The sequence below is a fragment of the Hydrogenophaga sp. 5NK40-0174 genome (assembly GCF_040372165.1).
In the GTDB taxonomy this organism is placed as follows: domain Bacteria; phylum Pseudomonadota; class Gammaproteobacteria; order Burkholderiales; family Burkholderiaceae_C; genus Hydrogenophaga.
The window spans coordinates 378080-393541 of the sequence record NZ_BAABWG010000004.1 but is presented as its reverse complement, the minus strand read 5'-3'; the positions used below and the strand labels follow the sequence as shown (position 1 = coordinate 393541).

Below are 15462 nucleotides of genomic sequence, written 5' to 3'. Positions count from 1 at the left end.
GTAGCCACGGTCAGAAGGGAAGTGAGTTCTGAGACGGGGAAGACTTCGCTCGCTGGGCAATGGCTTGTTGCAGTGCTTCGCGGGTCAGGGGTAACCGGTCAAGCGCCCTCAGCTTGGGCTTGAGTTCAGGTACGACCTGCACCACTTGCCACAGCTGGATCGGTCTTTTTCCTGATCTGGATGCCAGTTGAACAATGGCCTCTCGAACCTTGGCTCGGAGCATCAGATCCCGCTCATCCCAGTTGACCGAGGATCTGCGTGGTTCGCTGGCCTGCAGCCGCTCCGGCCGGTGCTCCTGCAGCCAGGCTCGGTCGTGTCTGTACAGCCAAGCATAGGCTGCCGGCTCCAGCGAGCGCATGAGCTTGGTACCGAGAGCGGCATGCTCATTCAGCAAGGCAAGCCAACGAGCTCGCGCATCTTGACGGGCGTTGTCAAACCGCTTGCTTGTCCAGGCCGCGTGGAGACCCACCTCCGATTGCAACACCCTGGTGATCATCTGAACAGACACCGATCGCTTCGCAGCCACCTCTGCCTTTCCGAGTCCCTGCAAAAGGTCTGCGGTGACTTGCTCGCGCTTTGCCTGGACCAGCTGCTTGGGCCTACGCTTGCTGGGGATACCAGCCTGAGCCGCCCAGGCCATGGCGGTTTGAACCGACACTCCGGCTTCGTGTGCCGCGAACGTCGCCGAAGACCCATCGCCCATCAAATGGATGACCCTGTCCCTGTCGGCTTGCCGAAAGTCCTGGGGGACGCCTTCTTGGGCCAAGCCAAGGTGTTCTGTCTGACTGTCTGACTGCTCGCACCCCTCCTGGGGAGCTTTCAAAGTCGACAAGAACTCGGTCCCGCCTTCGAACAACCAGGAAGCCATCACCATCCACCGGAGAGGATGCGTCCCCGACCGCATTGGCCGCAACAGCCGGCCCAGCTGAACACCTGCCTCCGACTTGTCGCGAGGCAATGTCTCCATTTCGGGAACACTGCGAAGGTCGTCTGCGTAGGAAAGAAAGGCACTCGACATTGCGTCGAGGCGAACGCGCCCACCTGACGTCATCCATCCTTTGTCTGCCATTCTTTGCCGGCAAGCTCGCTGCATGGCATCCCCCGTGAGATGCTCACCCATCGGAACCGCTCGAACAACATCGAGCGAAAAGCTGGAGAGCCTTGAAAGCGACCGCAAGGTGTCATCCGACAAGCTGTTTGCCGTCGGCGAACGCAGGTTATTCGTGGCCGGCAAGCACCAGAGGAACCGCTCCACCCCTGTCGCCTTGAGTGGTGAGACATCAAGCAAGCGTCCATGTTCAGGGCACACCCAAACGCCTGGAAATTGATGCGACAGGTGCCAGTAGGCCCAGCCATGCGCGGCAAGATCCTGACGCATGCATTGGTCGCATGTCTTAAGCGGATGATTCGCCCTGAATCTGCTGGTCAGCAGTCCAAGCCGATACTTGAGATGCGCGACCGACCCACTGGCCATGGCCGCCACGGCATCATCGATGGCACTACCGTCAAGGAACGGACGGTAGTACGCCAACAAGGTCCGCCCAATTGCCAATTCAGCGGCGCTACCGAATTTCCCCTCGGTTCGCTCAACGAACGAGTTCAGCCCACTCGGGAAATCATGCTGCGAACCCCGACGACCGTGCCCAAAAAGCAACTCAGTCGTCCTCGCGCTGGTCGCACATCCCCAAATTTGATGATGTCGGCTGCAGAGGCTGAAGAGGCTCTCGCCAGCGATTGGCCGAAGCAAAGGCACGGGGAACCCATAGGGATGCATCCGGCCATTCTTTCATGGGCGAAGTACGACGGCTACTGGGTCTGAGACCGCGTATGCCAGGATGTACTTGATCTAATAGACGGCGCAAAAGGCTTGATGCAGTTGCTCAACTCTTGTGCCCGAATGACCGCTGACAAACGCGGGAGTCACTGAAAGTTACTTTGACTGGAGTGGCAGTCTGCATCGAAAACCATACCCTGGATAGAGGTTTGTCGGAGGCTTCGAACTATGCATTTGGTTGATTCACGCGGCTCACTTCAAGTATGGCTCCACTCTCTAGGCTCCCATACCTTGTCACCGTTGGACAAACTCAATAGTGTCAGCGTGTAGCCATAGTTATCGCAAACGAGCTTCATTTCCTTTGCAACGGCGTCTCGGTGCGCGTGCATAAACCACGTGCCCAAACTGATTGGGGCACCGCTGCGGTTGGATACGATGGTCTCATCAGCGGCGAGGGATCCTGGAGGAAGCTCAATTACACGCCCTTTGGTTTTGTAGAAAGCGCCATTGGCCCTGGCCTTATCGGACGAAACTGCCCAATCAATAAACCCATCCCTCGACAAGATGAGGACGGCGCTATGCTCTGTCGACCGTATCCACCGCAGCGCGGTTGCGGTCAAGGATACGCCGAACATGCTAGAGGCGTCAGACAGAATGTCGAAGTTAATCTCCGAAGTCGACGTACATGCGCGGAACTGCTTCATGGGCATCAGCAAATTCGATGCGAAGTCATCGGCCTCTGCCTCGATCGACCTCATTTCCGGCCCCCAGTGCACTAGGTCTGCTTGAGAGCATTGAAACTCCTGCTGTGCAAAGCGGTGAACAAGGTAGTGCCCAAGTTCGTGGGCTTGGGTGAACCGAATCCGTCCTTCAGAAGTCATGTTGCGGTTGTACAGGAGGGCCCAGCCTTGATCCTCAACATGGAAGAGGCCACCTTCAAACGATGGGATGTCAGCAGCCACGACCTTGAAGATTGGATCTGGCCACTTAAGCTCCTTGGCCACATGAAGCGCAAGCTGCTCGACATCGACTGGAAGCCGCTGCAACCCGGCTGCCGCAGCGGCGTCAAGCCAATGTGTGAGCCGTATCGCAGCGGTCGCTGGCGTGAAAGTCACCTCGGTCATATCAGGAATTTTTCAGCACGTCCAGTATTTGGCGCAGCTTTTCCTTAGCTTCAGGTTCCAGCTTGGAGTAGCTGCGGAAGAATTCCTTGTCCTTGTTTGACGCCTGCGGCGTGTCAATCGTGTCGTCAAGGAAGAATGACACATCCTGTCCAAGCACGTCCGCTATCGCCTGCAGCTTCTCTGCTGATGGCTTCTGGGATTCGCGGTTCTCCAACTCCCAGAGGTAGCTCTTGCTCAGCCCCGCTCTACGGGCTGCCTCCTCGAGCGTCAGGTTCACCTTCGGCGAGGTCCGGCACGCTCGAAGCTTCGCGCCAAGTTTTGATGCCATCTTGCGCTCTCCTTCTAGACAGCCTCAAATTATACTGCTACTCCGAACTTTCCATAAGCAAATCCCGATAAAAAAACTCGCCTTCAAAGTTCGCTATACCGAACTTTCTATTATGCTATGTCCTAGCTAGATTCTTGGAGCAATGAATGAGCGGACCGTTGGTGGAAGGTTTGACAGATGACGAGCTGGCTGCGGCCTTGCGCGCCCGAGCGGCGGCGGGCGAGCCTCATGTCCTAGTGATTGCCAACAGATTCAGCGCCCGGATGCTCACAGCCGCGACTGCGTCGCCTGTGGCATGGAGTGATCTGGGTGTAGGGGACATCGGTCGAGACTCGCTGAAGGCGTTGGAGGCGGCTACGAAGCAGAAGCAAATCCAATGGATCGAGACCTCTGAATCGGCTGTGGGTGAGGCGGACCGCGCTGCGTCAGGCCCAGCCATTCGGGCTGTTCCCGGCCAGATTCGCGCCTGGTGCAAGGAGCGAGACAAAATCACAGGAACCTCCGGCCGCCATGGTGAAGTAACCGCCGCAACGCGCTTTGAGGTCGCATCGCTGGCCGGCTGGCGGTGCCAGTTCGATGGTTGCGGAGAGGACCTGCGGCATCACTTTTTGCCAGGAGCCACGGGAAACTACAGCTACTTCGCACACATCGTGGCCTCGTCCGCCGACGGTCCTCGTGGGGACAAGGTGAAGTCACCTCTTCTGGCCAATGCCCCGTCGAACATCATGCTAATGTGCGACAAATGTCATCGACTGATCGACCGCGTAGCTCCGAAGCGATACAGCGCTGACTATCTCAATGAGATGCGTCAGCGCAATGTCCATGAAGTTAGCCGGCTGCTAAACACGCTTCGCTACCCGGCAGTCCAGATGCTGGTGATCGGCGGCAACATCGAAGGGCAGTCATTCGCTTTTGATGAGCGAATCGCGGAAGAGGCCATGTGGTTGCGTCAGCTGCGCACCGGAGGTGTTCGTGCGGAATGGTTCGCGCGCAATGGTCCGCATCTAGGTGCATCAAACTCGGATGGCTACTGGCTGAGCCTGTTCCAACTGCTCAAGAATGACAGACCGAGATTGGCGAGTCTACTGGACGGTACGGTGCGCGGTGGCGCACCGCGACCGCCGCTCGCGGTCTTTCCTGTGCATGGCACGTCGGTCTTAGTCCTGTCGGGGCGGCTCATCGGGGACTCCAGCAGTGCCCACATTTTCCAGTTTCATCGCGATCAAGTGAGCGGGAAACGCGGTGGACAGTGGGCTTGGCCGGAGGTAGAGCCACTGCCGCCACATGACAAATTCAAGATTCTGATTCACCGTCATGCCAGCGGCGGCGAATCAGAAGCGTGTCTGCGGATCAATTTGACTGCTGCGGTCCCTGCCTCCGACTTACCCGCACATCTGTTTTCCGATGGGCAGCATGAGTTGCCGACGATTGAGATCACGGTTGACAGTCCGAGTCACCGTGTCATGGGGCATCCCGCAGATCTTGATCTGTTTGGACGGGCTGTCGACCAGGCTCTGCAGAAGCTCCAAGATGAATGGCGGGTCTCCAAAGTACATCTGGTGCTGATCGCACCAGTGTCTGCCTGTTGCCGTATGGGACAAAAGATGCAGGCCCGTCACCATGCAGATTTCGTCCTGTACGAACGCAGGCCCAGCACTACGCCCGGTGCGCGCGGCGCGTTTGCCAAGACGATTGAGATATCCCCCACCGAGGTGACCCTGCTGTCGACCGGGGAGTCCCTTTCCATCTCGTAACCAAGATCAGCACAAAGGTACTTCATCATGACTACGAAACCACCAAGCAATAGTACGTTCACCACTCGCTTGCAAAAATCTCTTGGCATGACGCGAGATGCCACCCGCTGGGAGCAACTAATCATGTCCTTGCTTCAGCGACTGGAACTCGACAAGGTCGATCGCGCCAAGGCGGTCAACCAATACGAGCTCTTGGCAGATGACATCGCCACCAAGCTGGACATTCCACGCCACAACGTGGATGTCTATTCGCAGGGATCGATGCGCACACAAACTGCCATCCGCCCCCGGGGCAATGCGAAATTTGATATCGACATCATGGTAGAGCTGTCCGGGCCGAAATACAACAATCCCGACGCGGAGGCGATGTTTGAAGAGTTTGGGAGAGCCCTTAAAGGCAACGAAGAGGTTACCGGCGTCCCAGACCCAAGGCGTCGATGCTGGCGATTGCAGTACCCGGGAGAGGCGTTCTATTTTGACGTGACGCCGGCGGTGGCAGATATGCACCAAACCTATGGTGCGGGCTTGCGAGTACGAGACCCCGAAACGGTTTGGAGTCCGTCGAGTCCGAAGGAGTTTGCTGACTGGTTTTGCGAGCGGGCAGACTTGCGGTTTGAATTTCAGCAAGAAGCCACAACTTCTTCGGTGACCGAGGCCCGAAAGTCAGTCGCCCCTCTTCCCAGCGCCCCAGTTGGGATCGACGACATCCTGCGTCGAGCTGTGCAGTTGATGAAACTGCATCGAGACAATTTCTACTTCTACGCAAACCCCGACCAGAAAGACACGATGCCAATCTCGGTCATCATTGTGACCCTGGCGACGCACGCGTTTGAGAACATCTGGCGCACCAGACAACGCAGCTTCGACTCGCCGATTCAAGTTGTGCTTGCCATCGTGGAGGAGATGCGCGATTACATCAAGCTTGATGCTGCAGGCCGGTTCTACGTGGAGAATCCTACGCTCGCCATAGAGAATTTCGCTGATCGTTGGAACAACGATCAGGGCGCGCGCGCGCGGGAATTCAAACGTTGGCACAAGCAGCTGGAGGTGCACCTTGAGGCACTGCTTACAGATGAGTATTCCAGTAGCACTGAAGAAAAGCTGCGCGGCGTGTTTGGGCAAGCCGGAGTAGATGCGTGGCGCGAAAGTCTGGGTAGTTCGACGGAGTCCATGCCACTGCTGAAGAGCTTGGTTGCGGCGTCTGGGGGGCAAGTAGCCAATCCGAGTGTTGCAACGCCAATCAGCTACCGCACCAACACGTTGGCATAGTGAGCAAGTTGCTGACCATGCCTATGTTTTCAACCGCGATCCGCATGGTCACGGCGTGGCTTGACGGGCTCGGGCCCGGCGCTGCCACACGGTGCCAAGACAAGGAGTCAGAGCAGCGCTGTCGCGTCTGGCGTTTGGCCCAAGGTGCGCCTGTGTTGAATGGCGCAGCGCCCATACTGGTGCTCCAGCATGATTTTCCGCTCACGCCTGCCCGCATCGAATTGGACCGGAAGTTCTGTTTGCGTTTACCCCACATCGAGGCAGATGGCCATTTCTGCCATGGTGTCGAATTTGACCCTGCAGACCTCGCCTCCCCGGTGCAGGCAGTTGGTCGTGTCCTGTCCAGGTTATCTGACTTCCTGAATCGATGCGGCGATCCAGGTTGGGTAGAGGCGGAATTCAATAGGGAACGCCAAGACTACTGGATACGGTATGCTGCCGGCGCGACAGCGCCAAAGAGCTATCGCACGGCCAAATTGTTGCTGGATGCCGATGTCAAAATTGACGAACCACAGGAAGCTGCTGCGCTCTCGCTTTTAGACGGGCGGGCTTTCGCTACGACGTCCACGACGGAACCAGAGCGTTTGGCAAGGGCCAGAGCATGGCCGCTGGGCGGCATCGTTCGTGGTGGTGCATTGGTGATGAAACTGCCTACACCCGAGCATTGGACACCCAGTGCCTGGCCTAGGAGTTTTCAAGATCTTGATGAGCTCCTTTCTCAGCTCAGCAGTTCCGCAGGGAAACTGAGAAATTGGTACGAGGCGCGCCGTTGGCCGAACAAAGCGCCCGTGTTCGCGGTGCTTTTGCAGGGCCCTGCAGTGTATGGATGGCGAATACTACCGCCTCCGATCGCACGTCAAGCCGAGCCGGCCCTTGTGCCTGTCGACGTCAGACGCGTCGACAGGCAATGGAGCCTGTCTCGCGATTATCGGACTGAGGGTTTGGCTCGTCTTGCCGACAAGAAGGTGGTGGTATTTGGAACGGGTTCGCTGGGTGCGCCGTTGATCGAGCTCCTAGCGCGCGCAGGCGTCGGAGCCATTGAGGTAGTAGATCCGCAGACTTTCGAGCCAGAGAATATCTCACGACATGTGCTCGGCGCACCACATATTGGCCTTGGGAAAGCCGCTTCGCTATGTGCTCAACTGCGACAGGCTATCCCAGGGGCAGAACTCGACGCTTCCGGTGAAAATGCCATGCAGTGGTGCGCGAAGGCGGATCAACGGCAGCTGCCAGATCTCATCGTGGATTGCACGGGTGAGCGCTCCGTGAGGATTGGCACTTCATTGCTTCGAAAGCATGTGTTGAAAAATGCTCCTTTGATGATGGCCTGGATGGAGCCATTTGGTTCGGCGGCTCATGCGGTTTTGATTTCTGGCAATGACGTGTGGCCTGCGTGGGACCCCGCCGAAACAGCTGTCAACGTCGCGTCTTGGCCAGACGACGTTCAGGTTAATCTTCCCGGATGTGGCCAGGGCTTCCATCCGTATGGCGTTGCCGACGCTTGGGCAGCAGCATGCATGGTCTCTGAGCGCGCATTGAAAGTTTTGAACGGCGAACAGGTGACATCGGGAGTGTGGTCCATGATTCGGCATGAAAGCTACTTCAGAAGCAAGTCGCCTTCTGTAACCTTCAACCGTCCCCCACCGGTCCACGTCGGGGTGGACTTGGTCATTGAGCATCGTCCGTTGGCAGAGGTACTGCAAAGTGCATGAGCCGATGGTGAAATTTGCACTCCCTGGCGCGGAGTGGAGTCTTCAGTTTGACGAAGCCGCAGTCTCGATGCTGCAAAGGAGGATGCAGCGCTGGGCACGTTCAAAAGAATCCGTGGGACAACTCTTCACGAATGATCTCACGGCGTCAACCATCGTGATCTCGAAGGCCACCTCACTCAAGGCGCTGCATGCATCATGGTCAACTGTCGCTTTCGACCCATTCGATGCTATGCGGCAACGACAGGATTTACTTCAGGAAGGTTTGTATTGCATTGGTCTTTGGCACACCCACCCGGAAGCGGTTCCCGAACCGTCCGGCTGTGATGAGAGGCTTGCGGCTGATCATGCACGCGCTGCCACCACCATTTTGAACGGGTTGGCTTTCGTCATTATCGGAAATCGACCTTTCCCACACGGATGGTACGTTGGCTTTCACGACATGAATCGTTTTCTTAGAGCCGAGATTTCTCGTTTGTGATGATCTCTTGATGTGCGAACAACTCCACGAATAGGCGCAATGACCAGCCCTTCAGAGTGCAACACTTTGCGATGGCCCTAGCTTGCAGTGCCGGTCACTCCATATGTCCTTCTGATTCTGCTCTATGTACCTATCGAGCTTCACTTTGAATTACTAAGGCGATAGGAGCACCTTCCGTCTATTGGTTGAGTATCGAACAGTTCAGCTCGGCGCTTTCATTTGCAGAAACTCAAGGGGGCTTGCCTCATAGACGGCGGCTTCACATACTGAGGGGTCACTTCAGAAGGCTCGTCGTCTGCTGGACCGATGACCGCTTCGGTTCCGGGGCTTGAATCAAGGTTCATGTCATCGACGGCAGCCGCTGCAAACCGGACAATGACGTCACCATCCACAACTCAAAGCTGACTTGGTGAATCTCCGATCCTCAAGTACTCCCTTGGGTATGCGGTCACCAGCTTCTTCACCAGCCAAGTAGTTTTTGACTTTATTAGTTAGTTTTTGACTTTAATAAGTTGTTTGTGACTTTAATAGTCAAGAACAGCACCTACAAGTCCGTCACTGTCGTCACTCGACAGTGACGGACTTGGCCAGGTTTCTGGGTTTGTCCACATCCGTCCCCTTTGCCAGCGCGGTGTGATACGCCAACAATTGCAGCGGCACCACGTGCAGGATGGGAGACAGCGCGCCGTAGTGCTCGGGCATGCGGATGACGTTCATGCCTTCGCTTCGCTGGATGCGGGTGTCGGCGTCAGCCAGCACGTAGAGCACGCCGCCGCGGGCGCGGACTTCTTGCATGTTGCTCTTGAGCTTTTCCAGCAGCGTGTCGTTCGGTGCCACGGTGATGACGGGCATGGCGCTGGTCACCAGGGCCAGCGGGCCGTGTTTGAGTTCTCCGGCGGGGTAGGCTTCGGCGTGGATGTAGCTGATCTCTTTGAGCTTGAGCGCGCCTTCAAGGGCGATGGGGTAGTGCAGGCCACGTCCGAGGAAGAGCGCGTTTTCTTTGCGTGCAAAGTCTTCGGCCCAGCTGATGACCTGGGGCTCCAGCGCCAGCACGGCTTGCAAGGCCACGGGCAGGTGGCGCATGGCTTTCAAGTGGTTGGATTCCTGCTCTTCGGTGATCTTGCCTTTGGTCTGACCCAGCGCCAGGGTCAGCAGGAACAGGCCAGCCAGCTGGGTGGTGAAGGCTTTGGTGGACGCCACGCCAATTTCCACACCGGCACGGGTCACATAGGCCAGCTCACACTCGCGCACCATGGCCGAGGTGGCCACGTTGCAGATGGTGAGCGTGTGCGTCATGCCCAGTTTTTTGGCGTGGCGCAAGGCGGCCAGGGTGTCAGCGGTTTCGCCGCTTTGGCTGATGGTCACCACCAGGGTTTTGGGGTCGGGCACGCTGATTCGGTAGCGGTATTCGCTGGCCACTTCCACCTGGGTGGGAATGCCGGCAATGCCTTCCAGCCAGTACTTGGCCGCACAGCCGCTGTAGTAGCTGGTGCCGCAGGCCAGGATCAAGACTTTGTCGATGGTTTTGAATACGCTGTAGGCGCCGTCGCCGAACAGTTCGGGGGTGATGCCCTCCACGCCTTCGAGCGTGTCGGCAATCGCGCGCGGCTGCTCGAAGATTTCCTTTTGCATGTAGTGGCGATACGGTCCCAGCTCGGCGGCGCCGCTGTGCGCCTGCACCTTGCGCACCGGGCGCTCTTCCACTGACAAAGGTTGTCCGTCGGAGCCGGCCACCCAGTAACGGCCGAGTTGCAGGTCCACCAGGTCGCCTTCTTCCAGGTAGACGATCTGGTCGGTCACGCCGGCCAGGGCCATGGCGTCACTGGCCAGATAGTGGGCAGCGCCTTCGTCGGCCACGCCGAGCACCAGGGGTGATCCGGCACGCGCGCCGACCACGCGGTGCGGCTCGTCGCGGTGGAACACCGCCAGGGCGAATGCGCCATGCAGTTTGGCCACGGCTTGCTGCAAGGCGGCGAACAGGTCGCCGTCGTAGAGCGAGTCGATCAAGTGGGCAATGACTTCGGTATCGGTCTGGCTGTCGAACACATAGCCTTGGGCCTGCAGCGCTTCACGCAGCTCGTCGTGGTTTTCAATGATGCCGTTGTGCACCAGGGCCACCCTGCCCTGGCCTTGGCTCTGGCCCTGGGCATCGCTGGTGCCAGGGCCGTGGCTGAAGTGGGGGTGGGCGTTGTGCACTTCCGGGGCGCCGTGGGTGGCCCAGCGGGTGTGGGCAATGCCGGTGCCGCTGCCGATGGTGCCGCTCTCAACCTGCTGCACCAGCTCGGCCACCCGGGCCACGCTGCGCGCCCGGCGCAAGGCCTGGCCGTCGTGGATGGCCACGCCGCAAGAGTCATAGCCGCGGTATTCCAGGCGCTGAAGGCCTTGCACCAAAACGGGGACCACGTTGAATTCGGCCACTCCGGCCACGATGCCGCACATGTGCGTTCTCCCAATAAAACGGAAAGATCGAAGAAAGTTGTCTTGGCGAGAATGCTAGGACGATCGACATGAAATGAATCTTCTATTTGAAAACAATTTTGATCTAATATTGCAGCACGATTCTCGTTTGCAATATCTGATCAATACCAATAAGTAAATGGAAGATTTATCCATCGACAGCACAGACATGCGTTTGCTGGATCTGCTGCAGGAAGACGCCGGACGCAGCAATCTGGAGCTGGCCGAGCTGGCCCATGTATCGCCCGCCACCAGTCAGCGGCGCGTGAGGCGGCTCGAGCAGCTCGGGCTGATTGAACGGCAGGTGGCCATACTGAACCCGGAGCGCCTGGCCGAAGCCATCGGGCACGGACTCACGGCAGTGGTGGAGATCAGCCTGGCCGTCCAGAACGAGGAAGCCATGCAGGCCTTTGAAGCGGTGGTACAGCCCGAGCCAGCGGTGCAGCAGCTCTACCGCCTGAGCCCCGGGCCGGACTACCTGGCCATCGTCTGCGTGAAAGACATGCCAGACTATCTTTCACTCGCCAAACGGGTACTGACCGCCCAGGCAAACGTGCGCAATGTGAAAGCTTACTTCAGTACTCAGCGCCTGAAATTCAACACAGCTTTGCCAATCCCCCGCCCCATTGGCTAAAACTGCCGTTCATCGCCCGGAAACACGCGCTTACCCTTGTTGTGGGCGTACACATCTGGAACAACCCTTTACAGCGTGGAGCAGTTCACGAATAATAGGCTCCTTGGATTTTTAGAACTATTGTTTCAGGAGGTTGAATGAATCCATTGTGGATCGCATTGGCAGCCGCTGTGGTTCTAGGTGGTGTTGGATTCTGGTATTACCAGCGCAACATGGGTGCCAAATCGTCTGGACGGGATGACCGCTACACACCAGAGCGCATTCTCACCAACGAACAGGCGCAGATGCTGGATTACCTTCAGGACACCTTCCCTGACCAGGTGGTGCTGCCGAATCTGTGTTTGAGCGACATGCTCTCGATTCGTCGCGCGTCTGACCGCAAGCGTGCCCAGGAGCGTCTGAACAAGCAACGCGTCGATTTCGTCGTGTGTGATGAAGAAGGACGTCCGGTATTTGCATTCGATGTCGAGCAATACCACCTGAGCAACGCCAAGGAACGCGCTCACCTGGCCAAGATCAAGAACCGCATCCTCAAGACGGCTGGCGTTCGCTTCGTTTTCCTGAAAAACGGCATTCACCGCATGCCCTCGCCTGCGGATTTCCGTGCCCAGCTGAACCTGGCCGCTTTGCCGCAACCCAAGATCAGCGAAGAGGAAGCCCGCGACAGCGTCCGCCAGAAGCTCGAATCGCAATTCTCCGAGTTCGATCAGCTGCACAGCAACTCGCGCTTCCGCGAGTCCGAGGTGCTGGGACTGAGCGGGCTGATGGATCTGGACAGGGATCAGGACCGACGCGGCTCCGACACCCGCCCCCTGGAAGCCGTGATGCGCCAGTGAACGGACAGCACACGCCTGCAAGGGCTTTGACAAAAAAACGCCGGCACATCGCCGGCGTTTTTTTGTCTGCGTCTTTTTGTCTGCGCTTCTTTCGTTCAGATGCAGCGCGGGCCCCGCGCCGCAGGGGCGCCGTCAGGATTTGGGCTTCTTTTGCGGCCGCTGCCAGTTGGCAATGCTGACTTGTCTTGCCCGGGTGACCGTCAGGGCGCCCGCCTCACCACCACGGGTCACCACCGATCCGGCGCCGACCGTGCCGCCTTTACCCAGCGTCAGCGGAGCGACCAGTACCGAGTTGGAACCTACGTGCACGTCGGCTTCGATGATGGTGCGGTGCTTGTTGGCGCCATCGTAGTTGGCCGTGATCGCGCCCGCGCCGTAGTTCACCCGCTCACCCACCGTGGCATCGCCCAGGTAAGCCAGGTGGTTGGCCTTGGCGCCATCGGCCAAGGTGGAATTCTTGATCTCGACAAAGTTGCCCACATGCACCTCATTACCCAGGTGCGCGCCGGGCCGCAGCCGGGAGAACGGACCAATGGCAGCACCCTGGCCGACACTGGCCCCTTCGTTGCCGCCATCGATATGGGTGAATGGTGCGATGGCGGTGTGGTCGCCGATGCTCACGTTGGCAACGACACAGTTGGCGCCAATACGAACGCCATTGCCCAGTTGAACCTTGCCTTCAAAGACGCAATTGACGTCGATCTCGACATCCTGCCCGCATTGGAGCTGACCACGAACATCGAGGCGGGAGGGGTCCGCCAGACGAACCCCCTGGTTCATCAGCCCTTCGGCCAGACGCAACTGATAGGCGCGTTCGAGCGCAGCCAGCTGGACCGGACTGTTCACTCCCGCGACCTGCACTTCGTCTGTGATGAGGTATGCCTGCACAGTCTCGCCCGCCGCCACCGCCATGCGGACCACGTCCGTGAGGTAATACTCCCCCTGCGCATTGTCGTTGCCCAGCTGGCTGAGCCACTGGCGCAACCGGGCCGTGGGCACCGCCATCACGCCGCTGTAGACCTCGCGGATGTCGCGCTGTGCCGGCGAGGCATCCTTGTGTTCCACAATGGCCTGTACCGAGCCGTCCGGAGCACGCACCACGCGCCCATAGCCGGCAGGGTCAGGCAACTCGAGTGTGAGCAAGGCCATGTCGCGGCCGCCGCAGCGTTCAATCAGGGCCTGCAGTGTGCCGGGTTCGGTCAGGGGCACATCGCCCGAGAGCACCAGCGTGACGCCATCATCGGGCAAGACCGGCATGGCTTGCTGCACGGCATGCCCCGTGCCGAGCTGCGGCTCCTGACGGACAAACTGCAAGCGCGAGAGGGCTTCTGGCTGAATCAGACCAGCTTCCACCGCTTCTGCCTGATGCCCGGTGATCACCACCACCGAACGGGCCGACAAGCCAGCGGCAGTGTCGATGACGTGCTGAGCCAGCGCCCGCCCGCCGATGCGGTGCAAGACCTTGGGCCGCGAGCTCTTCATGCGCGTGCCCTTGCCCGCCGCCATCACCACAACATCAACCGGGGAACCCATTCAAATACCTCCAGGGGTGCTTCACAATGAACACCATGCATATGTCTCGCATGCTACGTGTACTGCCCTGCATTATCCCCGGCTGGCAAGCCGCTGCCCGCTCTCTGGTGCTGTTCGCCACAGCAACACTGCTGGTGGCCTGCAGTGCTGTCGGGCTGGCCTACCGCCAAAGCACCACGGCGCTGTACTGGTGGCTGGATGCGCAGCTGGACCTCAACGATGCCCAGAGCACTCAGGTGCGCCGCGAGCTGGACACCATTTACGAGTGGCATCGCCGCCAGGAGCTGCCCCGCTACCTCGGGACGCTGGACCGGTGGCAAACCATGGCGATGTCCGATCTGGATGCCACTCAAGCCTGCGCGGAGTTTGCCCAGGTGCGAGGCGCCATGGAAGGTTTCACCACACACATCAGCCCCGCCCTGGCCCGGCTGGTGCAGACGCTGACGCCAGCCCAGATCGCCCACCTGAAGAAACACCAGGCGCGCAGCAATGAGGAATACGCCGAGCGGACGCTACAAGGCAGCGCCAAAGAGCGTGCCGAGCGGCACCTGGAGCGCCTGACTGAACGGTACGAACGCCTCTACGGACCACTCAACGCGCAACAGACCCGGACGCTCAAGGAAGAGGTTTTGCGCTCGTCTTTTGATGCACAGCGCTCCTACGATGAAAGAGTGCGCCGGCAGGAGGCACTGCGCGACGTGTTTCGGCAGGTCATGGCACTGCCACGCACTCCGGACGGCGAGGCCCAGGCGGTCAGCCTGTTGCGCCAGTGGTTCGCACAGGCCTGGCACTCGCCCACACCGGGCTATCAGGCCTACGCCAACACCTTGATCCGGCAAGGGTGCGAGCAGTTTGCGCAAGTGCATCGCCATGCCAGCGCCGAGCAACGCCAGCACGGCGTCCAGGTGCTTCAGTCTTACGAAATGTCACTTCGGGACTTCCTGCCACGGGATTGAAGGGCCGATGCAGCGCCCTGGTGTCCCGATCGCACGACAGACGGTCAAATACCGGTCAAATTCGGGGCTTGGCCACACCCCCGCTTGCTAAACTAGGTGCGATGAATGCCACTACAGGAGAGGCCCGCTCCATGAAGTCCATTGTTGTGAACGCCTGGCGTTGGCTAGCGGCCGCATGCGTGCTGGTCTTGCTCGCAGCCTGCGAACCGATCCCCGTCATCACCTACTCACCCACCACGGTCTATGCGAATGAGCCCGTGTCCTTTGACGGCACGGAGACGATTCTGTCGAACTACCCGTCTGACAACACGGTCAAGACGTATCGCTGGAGCTTTGGCGATGGCGCCACCGCCCGTGGCTCCACGGTGACCCACACCTACACCTCGGCCGGAAGCTACCGCGTCACGCTCACGGTGACCGACACCGCGGGTCGCGAAGGCTCGGCATCCGAGAACATCACGGTGCGCATCGGTTCGTCGTCCACGACGGGCAGCTCAACCGACAGCTCCAACGACGACACATCCACGTCTGACGACGACTCGATGGACTCGGAAGACGACACTGATACCAGCGATGATCAGGACGATCTGGTGCTGCCCAAGTGAGT

The 15462-nt window shown here is 59.0% G+C and carries 13 protein-coding genes; 8 read left to right on the top strand and 5 right to left on the bottom strand.

Features of this window, described 5'->3' with window-relative positions:
• Nucleotides 1-10 precede the first annotated feature (10 nt).
• From ABWV89_RS15230 to ABWV89_RS15220, 3 genes are all read right to left on the bottom strand, one after another.
• Entirely contained in the window at nt 11-1774 is a 1764-nt protein-coding gene (locus tag ABWV89_RS15230; RefSeq protein WP_353398555.1) for a TnsD family Tn7-like transposition protein, read from the bottom strand.
• A gap of 257 nt (nt 1775-2031) precedes the next feature.
• Nucleotides 2032-2898, bottom strand: a complete 867-nt coding sequence (locus ABWV89_RS15225) for an ImmA/IrrE family metallo-endopeptidase (RefSeq protein WP_353398553.1) — start codon at nt 2896-2898, stop codon at nt 2032-2034.
• 1 nt (nt 2899) lies between these two features.
• Entirely contained in the window at nt 2900-3226 is a 327-nt protein-coding gene (locus ABWV89_RS15220) for a helix-turn-helix domain-containing protein (RefSeq protein WP_353398550.1), read from the bottom strand.
• Between the two features lie 146 nt (nt 3227-3372).
• Between ABWV89_RS15220 and ABWV89_RS15215 the strand changes: the two genes are divergently transcribed.
• The 4 genes from ABWV89_RS15215 to ABWV89_RS15200 all read left to right on the top strand — a co-directional run bounded on the left by ABWV89_RS15215 (nt 3373) and on the right by ABWV89_RS15200 (nt 8439).
• Entirely contained in the window at nt 3373-4980 is a 1608-nt protein-coding gene (locus ABWV89_RS15215) for an SAVED domain-containing protein (RefSeq protein ID WP_353398547.1), read from the top strand.
• A 27-nt stretch (nt 4981-5007) separates the two neighbouring features.
• Nucleotides 5008-6249, top strand: a complete 1242-nt coding sequence (locus ABWV89_RS15210) for a nucleotidyltransferase domain-containing protein (protein ID WP_353398544.1) — start codon at nt 5008-5010, stop codon at nt 6247-6249.
• Nucleotides 6250-6404: 155 nt separating this feature from the next.
• Nucleotides 6405-7961 carry a ThiF family adenylyltransferase gene (locus tag ABWV89_RS15205; protein WP_353398541.1) on the top strand — a complete coding sequence of 519 codons (1557 nt, stop codon included), beginning with the start codon at nt 6405-6407 and terminating at the stop codon, nt 7959-7961.
• A 4-nt stretch (nt 7962-7965) separates the two neighbouring features.
• Nucleotides 7966-8439 carry a Mov34/MPN/PAD-1 family protein gene (locus ABWV89_RS15200; protein ID WP_353398539.1) on the top strand — a complete coding sequence of 158 codons (474 nt, stop codon included), beginning with the start codon at nt 7966-7968 and terminating at the stop codon, nt 8437-8439.
• A gap of 564 nt (nt 8440-9003) precedes the next feature.
• Here the strand turns inward: ABWV89_RS15200 and glmS are convergent.
• On the bottom strand, nt 9004-10878 hold the full coding sequence (gene glmS / locus ABWV89_RS15195; RefSeq protein WP_353398536.1) for a glutamine--fructose-6-phosphate transaminase (isomerizing): 1875 nt from the start codon (nt 10876-10878) through the stop codon (nt 9004-9006).
• Nucleotides 10879-11035: 157 nt separating this feature from the next.
• On the opposite strand from glmS, the gene ABWV89_RS15190 reads away from it, so the two are divergent.
• Both ABWV89_RS15190 and ABWV89_RS15185 read left to right on the top strand, forming a co-directional pair.
• A complete protein-coding gene (locus tag ABWV89_RS15190; RefSeq protein ID WP_353398533.1) occupies nt 11036-11530 on the top strand; it encodes an Lrp/AsnC family transcriptional regulator in 495 nt (164 codons plus the stop codon).
• A gap of 137 nt (nt 11531-11667) precedes the next feature.
• The gene (locus tag ABWV89_RS15185) at nt 11668-12366 is read left to right on the top strand and encodes a DUF2726 domain-containing protein (RefSeq protein WP_353398532.1); all 699 of its coding nucleotides are present in this window, start codon (nt 11668-11670) and stop codon (nt 12364-12366) included.
• A gap of 132 nt (nt 12367-12498) precedes the next feature.
• On the opposite strand, the gene glmU is transcribed toward ABWV89_RS15185, so the two are convergent.
• Nucleotides 12499-13899, bottom strand: coding sequence for a bifunctional UDP-N-acetylglucosamine diphosphorylase/glucosamine-1-phosphate N-acetyltransferase GlmU (gene glmU / locus ABWV89_RS15180; protein ID WP_353398529.1), 1401 nt, complete (start codon nt 13897-13899; stop codon nt 12499-12501).
• Nucleotides 13900-13949: 50 nt separating this feature from the next.
• Here glmU and ABWV89_RS15175 point away from each other — a divergent pair, with 50 nt between their 5' ends.
• Nucleotides 13950-14855, top strand: a complete 906-nt coding sequence (locus tag ABWV89_RS15175; protein WP_353398526.1) for a DUF6279 family lipoprotein — start codon at nt 13950-13952, stop codon at nt 14853-14855.
• 131 nt (nt 14856-14986) lie between these two features.
• Nucleotides 14987-15460: a PKD domain-containing protein gene (locus ABWV89_RS15170; protein WP_353398523.1), complete on the top strand. Its 474-nt coding sequence runs from the start codon at nt 14987-14989 to the stop codon at nt 15458-15460.
• The last annotated feature ends 2 nt before the right edge of the window (nt 15461-15462 follow it).

Bases quoted from the DNA above. Each gene is read 5' to 3' on its own strand.
- ABWV89_RS15210 (WP_353398544.1), top strand. From the start codon at position 5,008: ATGACTACGAAACCACCAAGCAATAGTACGTTCACCACTCGCTTGCAA.
- ABWV89_RS15190 (WP_353398533.1), top strand. From the start codon at position 11,036: ATGGAAGATTTATCCATCGACAGCACAGACATGCGTTTGCTGGATCTG.
- ABWV89_RS15220 (WP_353398550.1), bottom strand. From the start codon at position 3,226: ATGGCATCAAAACTTGGCGCGAAGCTTCGAGCGTGCCGGACCTCGCCG.
- ABWV89_RS15230 (WP_353398555.1), bottom strand. From the start codon at position 1,774: ATGCATCCCTATGGGTTCCCCGTGCCTTTGCTTCGGCCAATCGCTGGC.
- glmU (WP_353398529.1), bottom strand. From the start codon at position 13,899: ATGGGTTCCCCGGTTGATGTTGTGGTGATGGCGGCGGGCAAGGGCACG.
- ABWV89_RS15185 (WP_353398532.1), top strand. From the start codon at position 11,668: ATGAATCCATTGTGGATCGCATTGGCAGCCGCTGTGGTTCTAGGTGGT.
- ABWV89_RS15200 (WP_353398539.1), top strand. From the start codon at position 7,966: ATGGTGAAATTTGCACTCCCTGGCGCGGAGTGGAGTCTTCAGTTTGAC.
- ABWV89_RS15215 (WP_353398547.1), top strand. From the start codon at position 3,373: ATGAGCGGACCGTTGGTGGAAGGTTTGACAGATGACGAGCTGGCTGCG.
- ABWV89_RS15175 (WP_353398526.1), top strand. From the start codon at position 13,950: ATGCTACGTGTACTGCCCTGCATTATCCCCGGCTGGCAAGCCGCTGCC.
- glmS (WP_353398536.1), bottom strand. From the start codon at position 10,878: ATGTGCGGCATCGTGGCCGGAGTGGCCGAATTCAACGTGGTCCCCGTT.
- ABWV89_RS15225 (WP_353398553.1), bottom strand. From the start codon at position 2,898: ATGACCGAGGTGACTTTCACGCCAGCGACCGCTGCGATACGGCTCACA.
- ABWV89_RS15170 (WP_353398523.1), top strand. From the start codon at position 14,987: ATGAAGTCCATTGTTGTGAACGCCTGGCGTTGGCTAGCGGCCGCATGC.